Origin of the sequence: Blautia sp. OF03-13, from assembly GCF_003460685.1 — a bacterium.
Lineage (GTDB): Bacteria > Bacillota > Clostridia > Lachnospirales > Lachnospiraceae > Fusicatenibacter > Fusicatenibacter saccharivorans.
Map to the genome: position 1 here is coordinate 210,545 of NZ_QTVR01000002.1, position 18,238 is coordinate 228,782.

At 47.7% G+C, this 18,238-nt stretch carries 14 protein-coding genes and 1 pseudogene; 12 read left to right on the forward strand and 3 right to left on the reverse strand.

The annotated features are described in order from the left end of the window. Positions 1 to 184: 184 nt before the first annotated feature. The gene (locus tag DXA55_RS02305) at positions 185 to 1,714 is read left to right on the forward strand and encodes an ASKHA domain-containing protein (protein WP_117812919.1); all 1,530 of its coding nucleotides are present in this window, start codon (positions 185 to 187) and stop codon (positions 1,712 to 1,714) included. A 76-nt stretch (positions 1,715 to 1,790) separates the two neighbouring features. After that, positions 1,791 to 4,136 carry a ferrous iron transport protein B gene (gene feoB / locus DXA55_RS02310; protein ID WP_117812920.1) on the forward strand — a complete coding sequence of 782 codons (2,346 nt, stop codon included), beginning with the start codon at positions 1,791 to 1,793 and terminating at the stop codon, positions 4,134 to 4,136. Positions 4,137 to 4,232: 96 nt separating this feature from the next. On the opposite strand, the gene DXA55_RS02315 is transcribed toward feoB, so the two are convergent. Further along, positions 4,233 to 5,024, reverse strand: coding sequence for a hypothetical protein (locus tag DXA55_RS02315; protein WP_117812921.1), 792 nt, complete (start codon positions 5,022 to 5,024; stop codon positions 4,233 to 4,235). A 350-nt stretch (positions 5,025 to 5,374) separates the two neighbouring features. On the opposite strand from DXA55_RS02315, the gene pfkB reads away from it, so the two are divergent. The 5 genes and pseudogenes from pfkB to DXA55_RS02340 all read left to right on the forward strand — a co-directional run bounded on the left by pfkB (position 5,375) and on the right by DXA55_RS02340 (position 11,199). Further along, positions 5,375 to 6,283 (forward strand): 1-phosphofructokinase, encoded by a 909-nt coding sequence (gene pfkB / locus DXA55_RS02320; protein ID WP_055226351.1) that lies wholly within the window; start codon positions 5,375 to 5,377, stop codon positions 6,281 to 6,283. A gap of 15 nt (positions 6,284 to 6,298) precedes the next feature. Beyond that, a pseudogene (locus DXA55_RS02325) lies at positions 6,299 to 8,211 on the forward strand (PTS fructose transporter subunit IIABC). A gap of 68 nt (positions 8,212 to 8,279) precedes the next feature. Then, on the forward strand, positions 8,280 to 8,537 hold the full coding sequence (locus DXA55_RS02330; RefSeq protein ID WP_022463097.1) for an HPr family phosphocarrier protein: 258 nt from the start codon (positions 8,280 to 8,282) through the stop codon (positions 8,535 to 8,537). 263 nt (positions 8,538 to 8,800) lie between these two features. Continuing rightward, a complete protein-coding gene (gene ptsP / locus DXA55_RS02335; protein ID WP_117812922.1) occupies positions 8,801 to 10,450 on the forward strand; it encodes a phosphoenolpyruvate--protein phosphotransferase in 1,650 nt (549 codons plus the stop codon). Continuing rightward, complete coding sequence (locus DXA55_RS02340) at positions 10,444 to 11,199, forward strand: DeoR/GlpR family DNA-binding transcription regulator (RefSeq protein ID WP_117812923.1); 756 nt, start codon at positions 10,444 to 10,446, stop codon at positions 11,197 to 11,199. Before ptsP ends, DXA55_RS02340 begins: the two co-directional genes overlap by 7 nt. 88 nt (positions 11,200 to 11,287) lie before the next feature. Here the strand turns inward: DXA55_RS02340 and DXA55_RS02345 are convergent, their stop codons facing one another. Next, positions 11,288 to 11,734: a hypothetical protein gene (locus DXA55_RS02345; protein ID WP_117760316.1), complete on the reverse strand. Its 447-nt coding sequence runs from the start codon at positions 11,732 to 11,734 to the stop codon at positions 11,288 to 11,290. Positions 11,735 to 11,793: 59 nt separating this feature from the next. Then, the gene (locus DXA55_RS18040; RefSeq protein WP_256359687.1) at positions 11,794 to 11,919 is read right to left on the reverse strand and encodes a hypothetical protein; all 126 of its coding nucleotides are present in this window, start codon (positions 11,917 to 11,919) and stop codon (positions 11,794 to 11,796) included. Between the two features lie 203 nt (positions 11,920 to 12,122). Here DXA55_RS18040 and DXA55_RS02350 point away from each other — a divergent pair, with 203 nt between their 5' ends. The 5 genes from DXA55_RS02350 to DXA55_RS02370 all read left to right on the forward strand — a co-directional run bounded on the left by DXA55_RS02350 (position 12,123) and on the right by DXA55_RS02370 (position 18,197). Next, positions 12,123 to 13,412 (forward strand): transposase, encoded by a 1,290-nt coding sequence (locus DXA55_RS02350; protein ID WP_242998339.1) that lies wholly within the window; start codon positions 12,123 to 12,125, stop codon positions 13,410 to 13,412. A 430-nt stretch (positions 13,413 to 13,842) separates the two neighbouring features. Next, on the forward strand, positions 13,843 to 14,145 hold the full coding sequence (locus tag DXA55_RS02355) for a DUF6017 domain-containing protein (protein WP_330378103.1): 303 nt from the start codon (positions 13,843 to 13,845) through the stop codon (positions 14,143 to 14,145). A 113-nt stretch (positions 14,146 to 14,258) separates the two neighbouring features. After that, positions 14,259 to 15,512 (forward strand): leucine-rich repeat protein, encoded by a 1,254-nt coding sequence (locus DXA55_RS02360; RefSeq protein ID WP_158565012.1) that lies wholly within the window; start codon positions 14,259 to 14,261, stop codon positions 15,510 to 15,512. A gap of 114 nt (positions 15,513 to 15,626) precedes the next feature. After that, complete coding sequence (locus DXA55_RS02365; RefSeq protein WP_117812925.1) at positions 15,627 to 15,956, forward strand: hypothetical protein; 330 nt, start codon at positions 15,627 to 15,629, stop codon at positions 15,954 to 15,956. Between the two features lie 99 nt (positions 15,957 to 16,055). Then, a complete protein-coding gene (locus DXA55_RS02370; protein ID WP_158565013.1) occupies positions 16,056 to 18,197 on the forward strand; it encodes an Ig-like domain-containing protein in 2,142 nt (713 codons plus the stop codon). Positions 18,198 to 18,238 lie beyond the last annotated feature (41 nt).

Genomic DNA, 18,238 nt, shown 5'->3' on the forward strand with positions numbered 1-18,238 from the left:
GAATCGGCTTCCGGTTTTGTTTGCTTCCTTTTTTGTTTGCTTCCTTTTTTGTTTCTATGCTTTGCAGTATAATGGGAATCTGTGATGGAAATGTAGTAAAAATGTGAAAAAAATAAGTTCTCTGGAAAAGAGAAAAGTGCTACAATAAGAAACAGAAAAATGATCAGGAAATGAGGAAGTAATAATGAATAGAGGAGTAACACAGAAACAGTATCTGGAGTTGGTTCCGCCGACGGAGGAGGACGCCCGCTCCAGCCAGATGCGGATACTGGATGCATTAAAAGAGAAAGGAATCACCGCATCATTTACCCTTTCAGCGCTGCAGAAACTGTATCCCATCTGCGATGAGGCAGACTATAACATAACGGTTTCCCTCGCATGGAATGGAAGCATCTGGCAGGCGGTTGATCTGGAAGCGGGCGATACAGCAGCAGAGCATTACGGCTATGCCGCTGATCTTGGAAGTACGACCGTCGTTGTGCGCCTGGTAAACTGCAGCGACGGTACCGTGCTTGCCGAGGAGAGCGAATACAACCGCCAGACTGCCTATGGAACCGATATTCTGACGAGAATCTTTGCCTGTAAGGATAAACCGGAGGTACTGCAGGACATCCGTGCGTGTACGATGGAGACATTTACACTGCTCTTTGAAAAACTTCGCCAAAAGACAGGAATTGCGCCGTCGGATGTTCTCTCAATGGTCGTATCCGGCAACACAACGATGATCCATTTCCTGCTGGGACTGGATCCGTTCTGCGTCTTTTCATCCCCGTACGCCGTGCGCGCGGACCGCGTCGGATTCCTTCCGGCGAAAGAGATGGGATTTCCCATGAAGGGATGTGTCTACTGCGTGCCGGGAAAATCCAATTACCTGGGCGGTGATATATTAAGCGGTATGATCGCAACGGAACTCTATAAAAAAGAAACGATCAGCGTCTTTTTTGATATCGGAACGAACGGCGAGCTTGTCGTCGGAAACCGGGAATTTCTGCTCTGCGGCGCAGGCGCTGCCGGTCCGGCGCTCGAGGGCGGCGTGGTCAAAACCGGCATGCGAGCTGCAGAAGGCGCTGTTGATACGGTAAAAATAGAAGACGGGAAAATCCAGTGCCATGTAATCGGAGAGGGTAAGCCAAAGGGCATCTGCGGTTCCGGCATTATCGATCTGCTCGCGGAATTATTCCTAAATGGATGGATCAACCTGTTCGGCACCCTGCAGCCGGAGCGGTCCGAAAAGATCAAGGAAGACCCGGAGACGGGAGAGTGGTGCGTTGAATATAGTGAAGGGCTGTGCTTCTATCAGAGTGATATCGCCGAATTCCTTCGTACAAAGTCAGCGGCCTACACGATGGTTGAGTACATGATGCGTGAATCCGGCATTTCCATGGAAGAAATTGACCGGTTTTACGCGGCTGGTGCATTTGGAAAGCACGTTTCAAAGGAATCCGCCATCACGATCGGCATGTACCCGGATATGGACCGCAGCCGCCTGATCTGCGCCGGAAATACGTCGCTTGCGGGAGCAGAAAAAATCCTGCTGGATCGGACCTGCATCGACGATATTGACCGCATTCTGGACGAGATGGTCTACATCCAGTTCGGCCAGGTCGCCGCTTTCATCTCTATGATGAAAGCGGCCCAGGCAATCCCACACACGGATCTGGAGCTGTTTCCGAGTGTACAGAAGAAACTCGAAGAAAAACAAAAAGAGAAATAATGGCAATTGCTTGACCGCAGTCGAATTGTGTCATATACTTACTATTGATAATGAGAATCAATAAGGAGTGAAATATATGACACTGAAAGAACTGCCGATCGGCAAAACAGCGACCGTCCGCACGGTAGGAGGAGAGGGCGCGCTGCGGCAGCACTTCCTCGATATGGGAATCATTCCGGGGGCGGAAGTGACGATGGTAAAGTATGCACCGATGGGAGACCCTGTGGAAGTGCGGATTCACAGCTATGAACTGACACTCCGCCTCGCCGATGCCGGACGGATTGTCATTGATGAGATGCGGGACGCTGTAAAAGAAAAAGAGCAGCCGGATGCGAAAGCAATTCCGCATCCCGGCTTTGGAGAGGGCGGAAAGTACCACAATAAGGCAGAGGAGCATCCGCTGCCGGAAGGAGAGCTGTTGTCCTTTGCGCTGGCCGGAAACCAGAACTGCGGCAAGACCACCCTGTTCAACCAATTAACGGGATCCAACCAGCACGTCGGAAACTTCCCCGGCGTGACCGTAGACCGGAAGGACGGTGAAATCCGCGGCCAGAAAAACACGCTGGTCACCGATCTTCCCGGCATTTATTCGATGTCGCCGTATTCAAGCGAAGAGATCGTCACCCGGAATTTCGTTCTGAACGAGCATCCGCGCGGCATCATCAATATTGTAGATGCGACAAATATCGAACGAAACCTGTATCTGACGATGCAGCTGATGGAACTCGACGTTCCGATGGTACTGGCCCTCAACATGATGGATGAGGTACGCGAAAACGGCGGTTCTGTGCTCGTGAACCAGATGGAAGAGAGACTTGGCATCCCGGTTATCCCGATTTCCGCTGCAAAAAACGAGGGAATCGATGAACTGGTTGCCCATGCTGTTCATGTGGCCAAATACCAGGAAAAACCGGGCAGAAAGGACTTCTGTGAGGCGAATGACCACGGCGGTGCCGTCCACCGTGCGTTGCATGCGATCATGCATCTGATCGAGGATCACGCCGCAAGGGCGGATATTCCGGTGCGGTTTGCGGCGAGCAAGCTGGCAGAGGGCGATGCGCTGATCCTGGAGCAGCTGGCCCTCGATGAAAACGAGAAAGAGATGCTCGAGCATATCGTCTGTCAGATGGAGACGGAGCGCGGCCTGGACCGCGCGGCGGCGATTGCGGATATGCGTTTTAATTTTATTGAAAAAGTCTGCCGTGAGACCGTGGTAAAACCAAAAGAGAGCCGCGAGCATGTGCGGAGCACAGAAATTGACCGTGTGCTGACCGGAAAATATACGGCTCTGCCATGTTTTGCCGGGATTATGGCGGCTGTCTTTTTCCTGACCTTCCATGTGATCGGAGCATCGCTGCAGAGTGTGCTGGAGATTCTGATCGGAAAACTGACCGAGCTCGTGGACAGCGCCATGACAGCATGGGGCGTCAATCCGGTGCTTCATTCCCTTGTGATTGACGGTATTTTTAACGGCGTCGGAAGTGTCTTAAGCTTCCTTCCGATCATCGTCACCCTGTTTTTCTTCCTGTCCATTCTGGAAGACAGCGGCTATATGGCGCGCGTGGCATTTGTGATGGATAAGCTGCTCCGGAAAATCGGCCTCTCCGGCCGCAGTATCGTGCCGATGCTGGTCGGTTTTGGCTGTACCGTGCCGGGCGTCATGGCGAGCCGCACCCTGCCTTCCGAGCGTGACCGGAAAATGACGATCCTATTAACTCCGTTTATGAGCTGTTCGGCAAAACTTCCGATTTACGCGTTCTTTACCGCCGCATTCTTCCCGAAATACAGTGCCCTTGTGATGGTTCTTCTGTATTTCGGTGGTATCTTCATGGCTGTCCTGATGGCGATGCTGATGCAGGGAACTTTATTCCAGGGGGAAGCCGTTCCGTTTGTCATGGAGCTTCCAAACTACCGCATGCCGGGGGCAAAAAATGTCGGACAGCTTTTGTGGGATAAGGCAAAAGACTTCCTGCAGCGGGCATTCACCGTCATTTTTGTTGCCACGATTGTGATCTGGTTTTTACAGACCTTTGGAACGCATCTCAATGTCGTGGAGGACTCCAAGGACAGCATTCTCGCCGTTGTCTCCGGCCGTCTCGCCCCGGTTTTTCGGCCGCTTGGATTTGGAGACTGGAGAGTATCGACCGCCCTTCTAACCGGATTTATGGCAAAGGAGAGTGTCGTCTCGACACTTTCCGTACTGTTCGGCACGACCGCGCAGCTGACCGAAATCCTGACACCGGTTTCCGCATTAAGCCTTCTGGTTTTCTGCCTCCTCTATACGCCGTGTGTGGCGGCAGTCGCTTCCATCAAGCGGGAGCTTGGCGGCAGATGGGCAGCCGGTGTTGTCGTTTCACAGTGTGTGATCGCCTGGCTGGCAGCTTTTGTCGTACATGGCTTTGCACTGCTGTTTGGCATGTAAAAAAGAACGTTAAATAAGAAAAGCTCTGCAGAACAGAAAATGCAAAATTCTGATCTGCAGAGCTTTTGATATATGGCTGGTAAAAAAATGCCGGTTTTAAATTTTTCGTATCACATGCTTTAAAATTCCTGTCTTGTGGAGCAGAAAGATCGAGCAGTCCATAAACAGATGGGCAAGAAAGGTGCTCAAAATGACACCATTTGATTTCAGCAGAAAGCCGACATGGAACCCATACCAGCACACGAAACCGGAGTAGGCGCTCATGATGACAAGAAGCGGTAGATTTTCCAACACGCCCCGCATCGTTTCAAGAAAACTCTTGACCGTAAAGTCGAAATACAGGAAGCGGCCGACCGTCAGTGTCAGGAAATAGAGAATCAGGCCGTCATAATTCGTGTCCTCGTAGATAAAGCGGATGTACAGAAGAATCAGTACAATATAGAAGACCGAAATCAGCCGCACCGACGCCTTCTGCTCCGGGTCAAGGTGCGTGAGCTTTACCAGAACCACATCGAGCCAGCTCGTCAGAAAGACGGAGAGCACGATAAAGACAAGAAGCACCACATCCTGATATTTCTCCCAGTACATCGAAATCTGCGGCAGACGCTCATCGATAATGTAATAGAGGGAGAGGAAGAGAAGAATCGAAGTGCCGGAGAAAACCAGCTCATAAAAGCTTTCCACAATCTGATACTGCCTGCGCTGGTGTTTCTTCCGGCGTATTTTTTTCGCTTTTTCCTCTGTCTCCTCTTTTAGCTGCCGCTGAATCTGCAATTTTGCAATCAGAAGCACAAGGGTAAGCACCAGAATCAGGCCGAGCAGTGAGACAAGCAGAAAACTGCCCACATTGGCGGGATCAAAATAGTGAAGAATATAGTATCGTTTCAAATAAAATCACCTCTTCTGGAAATTCTTTTTTTGATTTTTCTTCACTTTAGTACCAAATCCGGAAAAAGTAAAGTACAAAAATGAGAACAGAAAGTGTCTGATAAAAAATGACCGAAATGGAGAGAATAAAGTGATCGATGCGTGACAAGGAAGAAAAGATGACGATCAGTCAAACTCGGTCAAAACAGGGCGATAAAACGGGGGAATCCGTCATAAAACTCTAAACTTATGCAAATGCGACAAAAAGAGAAGGTAAAATTCATGAAATATTAATGATTGATTTTGAATGAATATGACGATATAATAAGCTCATCAAAGCAAACACGATCAAAATAAAGCAGGAGGGAAATATGATTTACACAGTGACATTCAATCCATCTCTGGACTACATTGTATCGGTGGAAGACTTCAAGCTCGGCCTTACCAACCGCACAAGCTCCGAGCTGATGCTTCCGGGCGGAAAAGGAATCAACGTATCGACCGTACTTGGAAACCTTGGAATTGAGAGCACAGCGCTCGGATTTCTGGCAGGCTTTACCGGAAAAGAAATCGCGGGACGGCTCGACCAGATGGGAATTAAAAACGGCTGCATCTGGCTGGAAGAAGGATATTCCCGCATCAACGTCAAATTAAAGAGCATTGACGGAACTGAGATCAACGGACAGGGACCCGAAATCCCGGAGAAAAAAGTGGAAGAGCTGATGAAACAGCTTTCCGCACTCGGCGAGGGCGACGTTCTCTTCCTCGCAGGCAGCATCCCGTCATCCATGGCAGATGATGCCTATCAGAAAATTATGGAAATGCTCGACGGCAAGGGCATCCGCATCGTCGTAGACGCGACCCGTGATCTGCTGATGAAGGTTCTGCCGTACCACCCGTTCCTCATCAAACCGAACAATCACGAACTCGGCGAGATTTTCGGTGTGGAATTAAAGACAAGAGAGTCGGTTGTTCCGTATGCAAAACAGCTGCAGAAAAAGGGCGCACAGAACGTTCTGGTTTCCATGGCAGGCGAAGGAGCCGTTCTCGTTGCCGCATCCGGTGAGGTCTTTGAAGCTCCGGCCCCGAAAGGAAAGCTTATCAACGGCGTCGGCGCAGGAGACTCGATGGTAGCCGGATTCATGGCAGGCTACATGGAAAAAGAAGATTACCTCCATGCGTTCCATATGGGAATCGCAGCGGGAAGTGCAAGTGCTTTTTCTGAAAACCTTGCAACCCGGGAGGAAATTGCATCTGTCTACGAACAGATTACAAAATAAAAGGGAGGACGTCTCATGAGAATCACAGAGTTGTTGGACATCCGCAGTATTGCGCTGGATGCCGCACCGAAAAGCAAACAGGAAACGCTTGATGCAGCCGTAGCGCTGATGGTCAAAAGCGGAAAGATCACAGACGAAGATGCGTACCGCGCACAGGTTTACGCAAGAGAAGAAGAGAGCACCACAGGAATCGGAGAGGGAATTGCGATTCCGCACGGAAAATGTGATGCAGTAAACAAACCGGGCCTTGCAGCCATGGTGATCCCGAACGGCGTTGATTTTGATTCTCTCGATGGAGAGCCGGTCACCCTGCTGTTCCTCATCGCAGCGCCGAACACAAAAGACAACGTTCACCTCGATGTCTTAAGTAAACTTTCCATGATGCTGATGGATGAAGAGTTCACCAAGAGCCTTCGAAACGCAAGGACACCGGAAGAGTTCCTTGCCATTATCGACCGCGCCGATGAAGAGAAAAAGAGCGTAGATGAGCGTCTTGCAGAGCCGGTGGAAGCAAAAGAAAATCAGGTGAAGATTCTCGCCGTTACTTCCTGCCCGACCGGTATTGCCCACACTTACATGGCAGCCGAGGGAATCGAGAAAGCAGCGAAAGCAAAAGGATGCTTCGTAAAAGTCGAGACACGAGCTCCGGCGGAGCGAAAAACGTGCTGACTGCACAGGAAATCGCCGATGCGGACTGCATCATCGTTGCAGCCGACGCACAGGTTCCGATGGATCGTTTCGACGGAAAGAAAGTCATCCAGCGCCAGGTATCCGACGGTATCAGCAAAGCAGATGAGCTGATCGAGCTTGCGATGTCCGGAAACGCACCGGTTTACAAGAGCGGCAATGCGCAGACAGCCGCAGCAAGCACGAAGAAGAACAGCGGCGGTATCGGCCACCAGCTGTACACCCAGCTGATGAATGGTGTTTCCCATATGCTTCCGTTCGTTGTCGGCGGCGGTATTCTGATCGCAATTGCATTCCTGATCGACGGACTTCTTGTTGATATGAACTCCCTTGATGCCGCAGCCAGATCAAACTTCGGTACGATTACCCCGGCTGCAGCGATGTTCAAACAGATCGGCGGCGTGGCATTCGGCTTCATGCTCCCGGTTCTTGCAGGCTACATCGCCATGGCAATCGGCGACCGGCCGGCACTTGCCCTTGGTTTTGTCGGCGGTATGATGGCATCGAGCGGAACCTCCGGTTTCCTTGGAGCACTTGTTGCCGGTTTTGCAGCAGGCTACATTATCCTTGTCCTCCGCAAAGCATGTGAGAAACTTCCGGAAGCACTCGAAAAGATTGCGCCGGTTCTGATTTACCCGGTAGTCGGCATCCTTGCGATGGGACTTCTGATGCTCTTCATTGTAGAGCCGATCATGGGAACCGTCAACACGGTACTGAACAATGGTCTTGCTTCCATGGGCGGATCCAGCAAGCTGATCCTTGGCATGATCCTCGGCGGCATGATGGCCATCGACATGGGCGGCCCGTTCAACAAAGCAGCTTACGTATTCGGAACAGCAGCCATCGCAGCAGGAAACTACGACATTATGGCATCCGTTATGATCGGCGGTATGGTTCCTCCGTGTGCGATTGCACTTGCAACCCTGCTGTTCAAAGATAAATTTACAAAAGAAGAAAGAGAATCCGGTCCGACCAACTTCATCATGGGACTCGCCTTCATCACCGAGGGTGCGATTCCATTCGCAGCAGCAGACCCGATCCACGTTCTTCCGGCCTGCATCATCGGCTCCGGCCTCGCAGGTGCGCTCTCCATGGCATTTGGCTGTACCTTAATGGCACCGCACGGCGGCATCTTCGTTGTACCGGTTATGGGAAATGCGCTGCTTTATCTGGTGGCAGTTGTCATCGGAACAGTGGTATCCGCAGTTCTGCTTGGAGTTTTAAAGAAAAAAGTTGCATAAAAGAGTAGAAAAAAGACAGAAAACAAAGTAAAATAAAAATATCAAAGATCCTATGGGAGGAAAAAATCATGAAAGAATTTAAGTATGTTGTAACAGATCCAGAAGGAATCCACGCTCGTCCGGCAGGAATGCTGGTAAAAGCAGTCAAAGAATTTTCCTGTGATATCAAGATCGCAAAAGACGGAAAAGCCATGAACTGCAAAGCCATCTTCGGCATCATGGGACTGGCTGTAAAACAGGGCGAAGAAGTTACCCTGACCTTCGATGGAGCAGATGAAGATGCTGCATACGAAGCAATCAGCAATTTCATGAAAGAGAACTTGTAATTCTACAGAGCCATGCGGAATGGAAGAAAAAAGTGCGAATCATGCTTGCATGAATGAGTGCTTTTTTCTGGAATTCCATATGGCGAGAAGCCACATCGAAATGGAGCGTAAGCGGAATTGAGATGGGGCTCTGGAGAATTACAATATAGTAATCGGCAGGAGCGTGTTTGAAAAACTTTCTGAAACTAAGAAATCCTTTTTGAACACGCTCCGGCTGTCTGGACAGAAAATTCGGATATCGAGAACAAAGGTGGAGAAAACTTATGCAGATTTATCAGGGAAAAAGCGTATTTTCCGGCATTGCGATCGGAAAGATCCGCGTATACAAAAAGAATGAGCGTCAGGTAAAACGTGTGAAAGTGGAAAATCCGGATGCGGAGATGGCACGGTTTGAGGAAGCAAAGGCAAAAGGAATCGCACAGCTTGGCGTTCTGTATGAAAAAGCATGCAAAGAGGTCGGCGAGGCAAATGCAGCGATCTTCGAAGTGCATCAGATGATGATGGAGGATGACGGTTACAATGAGTCCGTCGAGAACATCATCAAGAGCCAGGGCGTCAACGCTGAGTATGCCGTTGCAACGACAGGCGACAACTTTGCGCAGATGTTTTCTGCCATGGACGATGATTACATGAGAGAGCGCGCGGCAGACGTAAAGGATATTTCCGAGCGTCTGATCTCCATCTTAAACGGAGACAACACTGACGCATCCTTAAACGACGAACCGGCAATCATCGTGGCAGATGACCTTGCGCCGTCTGAGACGGTACAGATGGATAAAGATAAAGTTCTTTCTTTTGTTACCGTACACGGTTCTTTAAATTCCCACACCGCTATCCTTGCAAGAACCATGGCGATTCCGGCACTGGTCGGAACACCGCTTCCGCTGGATGAGAGCGTAGACGGAAAGCTCGGCATCGTAGACGGATCCGACGGAACCATCTATGTGGATCCGGACGAGGAGACTCTTGCTGCCATGCAGAAGCGCCGCACCGAGGATGAGGAAAAGAAAAAACTGCTCCTCACCTTAAAGGGAAAAGAAAATATTACACTGGACGGACAGAAAATTCTGCTGTATGCTAATATCGGAAACATCAAAGACCTTGCAACTGTCATGCAGAACGACGCGGGCGGCATCGGCCTGTTCCGAAGTGAGTTTATCTATCTGGAGCAGGATCACTATCCAACAGAGGAAGAGCAGTTCCGCATCTACAAACAGGCAGCAGAGACGATGGCGGGGAAACGCGTCATCATCCGTACCCTCGATATCGGTGCCGATAAACAGTGCGATTATTTCGAGATGGAAAAAGAGGAGAATCCGGCACTTGGCTGCCGTGCGATCCGCATCTGCTTGACGCGGCCGGAGATCTTCAAGACACAGCTTCGCGCGCTGTTCCGCGCAAGCGCATATGGAAAAATTGCCATTATGTATCCAATGATCACAAGTGTCGGCGAGGTTCGCCAGATCAAAGCGATTGTGGAGGAAGTAAAAGCTTCTCTCGCTGAGCAGGGCATTGAGTACGGAAATCCAGAGCAGGGTATCATGATCGAGACCCCGGCGGCTGCCATCATCAGCGATGAGCTGGCAAAAGAGGTTGATTTCTTCAGTATCGGAACGAACGACCTCAGTCAGTACACCCTCGCGATCGACCGCCAGAACACAAAGCTGGATCCGTTCTTTGATCCGCATCACCCGGCGATCCTGCGCATGATTCAGATGGTTGTGGAGAATGCACACAAAGCCGGCATCTGGGCCGGTATCTGCGGCGAGCTCGGCGCTGACCAGGAACTGACAAAAGAGTTCCTTGCGATGGGCGTAGATGAACTTTCCGTTTCTCCGGGAAGCATCCTTCCGCTCCGCCAGATCATTCTGGAAACAAATGTGGCAGAATATAAGGCAGGAAAGAAATGTTAACACAGCAGAGACATGAGATAATTTTGAAACTGTTAAAAGAAAAGGGAAGCATCACCGTGACGGAAGTCCGGGATCTTCTCGATACATCGGAGTCCACGGTACGCCGCGATATCACAGCGCTCGACAAGGAGGGCAAGCTGGAAAAGGTATTCGGCGGCGCCGTGGAAGCCGGCCAGAAGGTGACGGCACATGAGTACACCGTTGCGCAGAAAAATGAGCTGAACTGCGATGCCAAACAGAAAATCGCAGAATATGCGGCATCCCTCATCGAGCCGGACGATTTCGTCTTTCTCGACGCGGGAACGACAACGGCGCATATGATCGATTTCATCCGGGCAACCTCCGCCGTTTTCGTGACAAACGCCGTTGCCCACGCACAGCGGCTGGCGTCACGCGGGTTTAAGGTCATTCTGGTAGGCGGCGAGCTCAAAAGCTCCACAGAAGCCGTCGTCGGAAACCAGGCAATCCGCACGATCCAGGAGTATCATTTCACCAAAGGCTTTTTCGGCACCAACGGTGTCACAAGAAGAAGCGGCTGCACAACGCCGGATGTCAATGAAGCAGTAATCAAAAAGACCGCCATGGAGCAGTGCCGCCAGTGCTACGTCCTCTGTGACGCAAGCAAATTTAACAGCATCAGTTCCGTTACCTTCGCAGACTTTGAAAAACCGATTTTTATCACGGACCGGAAAGTTCCCGGGTATGAGAAGAGCAAACATATCATCGTATGCGAGACGGAGCGAAAATAAAAAGCCAACATCTTACACGCACATAAATTGCAAAGCGCCCCGGCCCTGCAGATCATTTGGATGCAGGACCGGGGCGCCGTTTACAGACTTATTCTTTGATTTCCGCCAGCGTTACATCTGGATGATGATACTGCGGACGATGTTTCAAAAATGGAACTTTAAGCAGGGTAGCATTCTTGGGACACCAGTGAAGACAGGCATAACAGGCTGCACAGGAATGTCCTCCATAAAAATACGATGCAGTAACAAAATCTTCTTTTGGCAGACTTCCGTCAGATGTAAAGTTTGTTTTTTGTTCTTTTATAAAAGATATGATAGATTTTAACCGTTCCGGTGCTTTTTTCAGTCGTTCCAGATTTTCCTGCTCTGAGCTGATTAAACAGTTGCCTGGCATCTGCAGATCAAAGACAGCCGACAGGTTTGCACCGCTGCGGGAAAGTGCCTGACTTAGGCTGACAAAAGAATTTCCGCTTTTTCCATTGTTAGAAGTCATGACGACAAAAGTATAGCAGTCAGGATTGACCGTTAACTTCAATAAAAATTCTTTTACAATCCATGGCAGATCGCTCATGTAGGTAGGAAAGACAAAACCGATTATATCGTTTTTGCAGAAAAAATTGCTTTCTGTTTTATAATATTCTCAACAGGCTGATTCAGCTCTTTTCCAATTTCTTTTGCAGCCCAAAGCGAATTACCAGTTCCGGTAAAATAAAAAATCATAAGTTTTTCCCTCTCTTTTTGAAGTTTATGACGGAGAAAATATTTTTATCCGTTTGCTTTATATTATTTTAAAACTATGATGTTGGGGTCAAAAGCCCCTCTATAGTACCTTGAAAAGTTCATATATTTTGTAGTAAATACAAGCCTAAATGGTTTACTTGCTGTATAATAGAGATATCTTAGTAGGAAAGAAGGCAATCTCTATGTCATTCAAAGAAAATACTTACCAGCAAATGTCATTTACAGATAGTTTTTCTGGATTAACTGCCAGAGAACAAAAAGCATTGGAAAAATCCTGGGCAAAAGTCTTTGCCGATGAAATATTTCCTGCCATTGATGAAAAGCGTTTTTCTGTCTTATACAGCGATAAGGCATCCAGACCGAATACTCCGGTCAACGTGATTGTTGGTGCGCTCATTATCAAAGAGCTTTTTGATTATTCCGATGACGAGATGGTCGAAAATCTTATGCTGGATTTTCGAATTCAGTACGCACTGCACACAACAAGTTTTGAAGAACAGTCTTTGAGTGACAAGACCTTAAGCCGTTTCCCCAAGAGATGCTATGATTATGAAACACTTCACAACAAGGATCTTTATCATGATTGTGTGAAAGATTTAAGTGCTTCCATTGCAAAACTGGTGGGAATCAGCGGTAAAGTCAGGCGTATGGATTCCATGATGATCGAATCCAACGTCCGCAGGCTCAGCCGAATGGAACTGATATACACCTGCATTGCAAAGCTGGTGATGTATGTGAATAAAATCAATGGTTCCGCTCTGTCTGACGATTTAAAACATTATATCGATCCTAACGATTTTAACAGAGTGATTTATCATCAGCGCAGTACCGATGCAGATGAGCGCATGAAGCAGCTCTTAACGGATGCGGATAAACTTCTTGCCCTGTGTGAGTCTGATTACAATGATTCAACAGAGTATGATCTGTTTGTCAGATGCCTGTCAGAACAGACCATTGTTGAAAATGAAAACCGAAGACTCCGCACGAAAGAAGACGGCGGCATGAAATCAACCATGCTGCAGAATCCTTCTGACCCTGAAGCGACATTCCGGAATAAAGCAGGAAAAGAGCATCGAGGATATGCTGCTAATCTTGAAGAATCCGTTGGAGCCAATGGTTCTGTTGTAACAGAGTACCAGTATGAGCAAAACAACCATAGTGACAGTCAGTTTATCCAGGAGCACCTTGCGCAGATGGATAACCAGGAAGAACGGACTGTTATAGTCACGGATGGAGCATATAGTGGAACAGAAAACACACAACTTGCAGCTCATAAAAACGTAGAACTGATTACCACAAGTCTGACGGGGAAACCGGCTCCGGATATCCTTGCTGATTTTGAATTCAACGAAGAGGGAACAAAAGTCCTCCGATGTCCAGCCGGCCATGCACCGAAAAGCTGTTCTTATATGAAACCAAGCAATCAGTGTGCCGTTTCCTCTCTGCATGAGCAGTGTGCCAACTGTCCGTAGCAGGATCAATGCAAGCCGAAGATCTTTAAGAAGGTTGCAAAAATAGTAACATCCAAAGCAGCGCATGAACGTGCGAAAATCCAACGGAATAGCAAAGAATTCAAAAATTATGCAAGGCTGCGTAATGGAGTGGAAACTGTTCCATCGAATATACGCAAGAATTACCACTTGGAAAAGATACCTCGTGGGAAACAGCGGGGCAAGTTCTTTTTCGGTTCCAAGATAGCAGCATTGAATTTCAGAAAACTCTTCAACTATGTGAAGGGTTTAGGACATTACGCTCAAAATCCGGTACTTGTATAAAATCAAGGAAGGGAATACCAGCGTATATCCGAAGAAATCCGGTATTACACTACAAAATATGAATTTTTCAAGGTGCTATAGAAATAGAGGACAAAGTTATTTATGGTTTTGACCCTAACATCATAATATAAAGCGGGGAACAAAAAGAGATGGGATGGATATGATGGATCGGATATCTGCCTACCGGGAACTGATTCGGAAAAATATTGATTACGAGAACTACCCGCCGATCTATAACAAGCAGGAAGTGGATGAACTGATCGATCTGATTGTAGAAACCCTAATGCTGCCGCCGGATGCAGGAACAATTCGGATTGGAGGAAAGGAACGTCCTGTTTCGATTGTAAAAAGCATGTTCCTGAAGCTGGATAAAGATCACATCTGTTATATCCTGAAGTGCCTGCACAATACGGAAAAGAAAAAAGAGTAAAAATGGCCGTATCAAAAAAACAGCCAGCGAAAAAAAGGCAGAAAAAGAAAAGCATCTTGTGGATCATAGCGTTGATTGCTGTTATTTTGCTGATTCTTGTTGGAGTCGTATTTTTGGTACTGCCAAAATTTCGAAAAGAAGCTGCACCGGAAAAACCGGAAACGATCAAGGTGGAAGCTGCAGAGAAAAGCTATGCTGCCGGAAGTAGGATTTCAGAAAAAAATTTCCGCGTATACGGAATATCCGGGAAAAAGAAACAGCTTCTGGATGCAGATACATACAGCGTGTCACCGGCTAAAGTGCCGGCACATGGCCACAGTGTTACCGTAGAGGTTTCCTCCAAGGCATATCCGGATATCAAGGCAGAGATAACAGTGCTTATTGACCGTGATGAAAGTGTTAGGTATAAAATCGGCAGAGAAAATCCAGATGATGTGGAGGCTATCCTGTATTCCAACGGGGATCTAGAAATATCCGGAAAAGGAAGCGTCCGGAATTTCAAATCAGATTCTGCGCCATGGAAGAAATATTCTGTTAAACGGCTGACCTGGATTGATCCGGAGGCAGAAGTGGAAAGCATGGACTACTGGTTTACAGGAAATGACGAATACCTGGAAACATTGTGCCGCATCCCGGATACAGTGAGAAGCATGGTGGAAACATTCAAGAATGCTACGGCGATGACCAGTATGCCGGATATGTCTGGTGCGGTCCGGCTGGAAGATATTACATCCTGCGCAGAAGGGTGTATCGCACTGGAAAAGGCCATGGAACTTCCAGGAAATATAAAACAGGCAAAAAAAGCATTTTACGGTGATACGGCACTGATCGAGGGAGCCGATACAACAGCCTGTATGCAGCTGGAGAACATGGATTCCATGTATTACGGCTGTATGGCTCTGGCATCTGTCCAGATTCCGGACAGTGCGAAAGAACTTTCGAATATCTGCAATGGCTGCGTCAACCTGAAAGAAGTACATATCCCATCGTCTGCACAGAAAATGAACAGCAGTTTTTTCGGATGTACCGCACTGGAATCCATAACCGGTGAAATCCCATCTTCCTGTACGGATAGCGGGAACCTGTTTTCCGGCTGTAAGTTCCTGAGTGGAACACTTACCGTTTCCTGTACATCCAAGACAACCCTTTCAAGCTCGTTTTCGGACGCTGCAACGGCTGGAACAGGACTTACGATCATTTTACGGTACGATGCAGAAAAATCGCAGGAAACGGCCAATACGGGCTTTTACGGGGGAACAAAAAGTGCAGATGAAATCCTGAACGCATTAAAGGCATCTATGGAAGCCGCATTCAGCAGCGGAAGCCATATTACAATAACAACAAATGCAAATAAAACAGAGGGGTGATTAGAATGTAATAAAAATGCAATATGAAAAATAGCAAAAGACTCTTGTAATTACGGAATTGGAAAGGTAATATGATAATATGATCCAAAGAAATAAAAAAGGGGGAGAAACCATATGGACATGAAAGAGCTTCGAAAAAATGCAGAAAAAGTAATAGCAGAACGTTTTCCGAATTTCAATTTTTCCACACTGGACTGGGGAGAGCTTGATCCATTCTATCTGGAGCATCCGGAAGAAATACCGATTGAGCATGAGTTTATTGGCTACCGGCAGGATGGTGATGTAGCGGAAGATTACCAGGGAAATCTGTATCTGGTTCTTTGTGATCCAGGAATCCACCCGATCGGAAGTGTATGCATGGAACAGTCCGAACTGGACGATGCCGTAAAACTTGGAAAACGGGAAGATTATACCGGGGAACTTCTGGAAGAAATTCCGGAGTAAAAAGTGAAATAACAAAACAAGGAATCCCGTGTCAAACGTTGACATGGAATTCAAACAGAAAAATCGGTGTCAATGTTTGACACGGACGGAGGAAAAAGTATGAGAAAAAGAATCGCAATGGTACTTCTTGGCCTGAGCCTGGCAGTAGGTACACCGGCCGCAACAAATATGTTCCCAACAGTTTCTGCCCAGACAGTACAGGCAGCTGGAAAAACCGGATGGACGCAGGAGTCCGGAACCTGGTATTTTTATAAAGACGGTGTAAAACAGACCGGCTGGCAGACCTGGGACGGAAAAAAATATTATCTGAATGCAGACGGAACCATGAAAGCAAATGAGTGGATGATTGATACGGATGGATCGGTTTACTACTTCCGCAGCTGGGGTGGAGCTTACCTGAACTGCAAGGCAAGAATCAACGGCAGAAGTTATACATTCGGTGCAGACAGTAAGGTACAGGGTTCCCAGTGGGTTGTAAAAGGTGGAAAATGGTATCTGGTGAAAGACGGAAAAATTGCAACGGGCTGGCAGACCTGGGATGGAAATAAATACTACATGAATAGTGATGGAAGTATGCGCTCCAATGAGTGGAGACTGGATGATACAGGGAAAATCCGCTATCTGTGCAGCTGGGGCGGCGCATATAAGAACAGATCTGCCAAAATCAACGGACGCTCCTACACTTTTGATGGTAATGCTAATGTAACCAACATGCAGTGGATCGTGATGGATGGACAGTGGAAACTGGCAAAAGATGGAAAAATTGCAACGGGCTGGCAGACCTGGGACAATAACCGTTACTATCTGAACGCAGACGGAACCATGAAAGCAAATGAATCTTTCACGGACGGGGGAAAAACCTATTTCTTCTGCAGCTGGGGCGGAGCTTATAAAAACTGCTGGCAGACCTGGAACGGAAAAAAATATTACCTGCATGATAACGGTGCAGCCTATCAGAATGAGTGGCTGAAAACCGGAGGAAAATGGTACTGGTTCCAGGCAGACAGCACCATGGCAGTGAACACAAGCTTTACATACAAAGATAACCTGTATTTTGTGGACGGAAACGGAGTTATGCTTTCCGGATGCTGGAAAGAAGAAAACGGAGCAAAATACTATATCCGGAGCTGGGGCGGAGCCTGCAAGGATATGCAGATGAAAATTTCCGGAAAGACATATTATTTCCGATCAGACTGTAAGATGGTAACGGATCAGACGGTAAACGGAAATTACTACGGAAAAGACGGTGCGCTTACAACAAAACCAGCAGCAAAACCGACAGAAACACCGAAACCAACGGAGACACCAAAACCAACGGAGACACCAAAACCGACGGAAACGCCAAAACCAACGGAAACGCCGAAACCAACAGAGACACCGAAGCCAACAGAGACACCAGCAGAAACCGTTTATGCAACAAGCGTAACAATTACACCGAACAGTAATCTGGAATTAACTGAAGTTGGACAGACACTGCAGCTGGCCGCAACCGTATATCCGGAAAATGCAACCAACAAAGCGGTAAAATGGACTTCGGATGATCCAGAAGTAGCAAGCGTAGATGAAAATGGACTTGTAACGGTTCATAAAAAAAATGGTATGCAAAAAGTTACAATTTATGCATCTGCAGAAGGTGTAGAACCGAATCAAGGATCTGTAAGTAGATATGTTGAAGTAAAAATTAATATCCCATATACCAACGAAGAGGCTCTTGGAATGACCGTTTACGATCAGGAAGTTTCCAGAAAGATTTTCGACCTGGTAAATGAAGAACGTGTCAAAGAAGGACATGCAGCTATGATTTGGGATGAAAAACATTGTTATCCGAGAAGCGTTGCCGCTGCCGGATACCATATCATGAGATCAATCACACAGCCAGGATATGGAACTTCCGATAATCTGGCCCTGCATGGTGGCAGACAGAACGGCTGCGGCGGTGGTCTGTCATATACAGATTCCGATGATCTTGCCCGCCAGATCTTCAACCTTTGGATGTCCTCTCCAGGCCATAAAGCAAACCAGATGGATGATTATAATGCATATGGAGCAATCGCTGTAATGTATGGACAACCGCAGGAGTATAACGGAAGAAAGATTGTGAATTTCTCAGCTGTATTTTCCTTCTCAGATCAAGATTATGATTATGCAACAACCTGGGAACATATGGACGATGGTATGAGTGATGTACTCGGCATGACAGAAAACGATTATTATCAGATTACAAACTACTTTATCCGATAAAAAAGAATCCCCTCTCGTAGACGAATTGCGAGAGGGGATTT

What these genes read in the sequence shown, in the direction of transcription:
- feoB (WP_117812920.1), top strand. Translation starts at nt 1,791, where the DNA reads ATGACACTGAAAGAACTGCCGATCGGCAAAACAGCGACCGTCCGCACG.
- DXA55_RS02340 (WP_117812923.1), top strand. Translation starts at nt 10,444, where the DNA reads ATGTTAACACAGCAGAGACATGAGATAATTTTGAAACTGTTAAAAGAA.
- pfkB (WP_055226351.1), top strand. Translation starts at nt 5,375, where the DNA reads ATGATTTACACAGTGACATTCAATCCATCTCTGGACTACATTGTATCG.
- DXA55_RS02350 (WP_242998339.1), top strand. Translation starts at nt 12,123, where the DNA reads ATGTCATTCAAAGAAAATACTTACCAGCAAATGTCATTTACAGATAGT.
- DXA55_RS18040 (WP_256359687.1), bottom strand. Translation starts at nt 11,919, where the DNA reads ATGATTTTTTATTTTACCGGAACTGGTAATTCGCTTTGGGCTGCAAAA.
- DXA55_RS02305 (WP_117812919.1), top strand. Translation starts at nt 185, where the DNA reads ATGAATAGAGGAGTAACACAGAAACAGTATCTGGAGTTGGTTCCGCCG.
- DXA55_RS02330 (WP_022463097.1), top strand. Translation starts at nt 8,280, where the DNA reads ATGAAAGAATTTAAGTATGTTGTAACAGATCCAGAAGGAATCCACGCT.
- DXA55_RS02370 (WP_158565013.1), top strand. Translation starts at nt 16,056, where the DNA reads ATGAGAAAAAGAATCGCAATGGTACTTCTTGGCCTGAGCCTGGCAGTA.
- DXA55_RS02365 (WP_117812925.1), top strand. Translation starts at nt 15,627, where the DNA reads ATGGACATGAAAGAGCTTCGAAAAAATGCAGAAAAAGTAATAGCAGAA.
- ptsP (WP_117812922.1), top strand. Translation starts at nt 8,801, where the DNA reads ATGCAGATTTATCAGGGAAAAAGCGTATTTTCCGGCATTGCGATCGGA.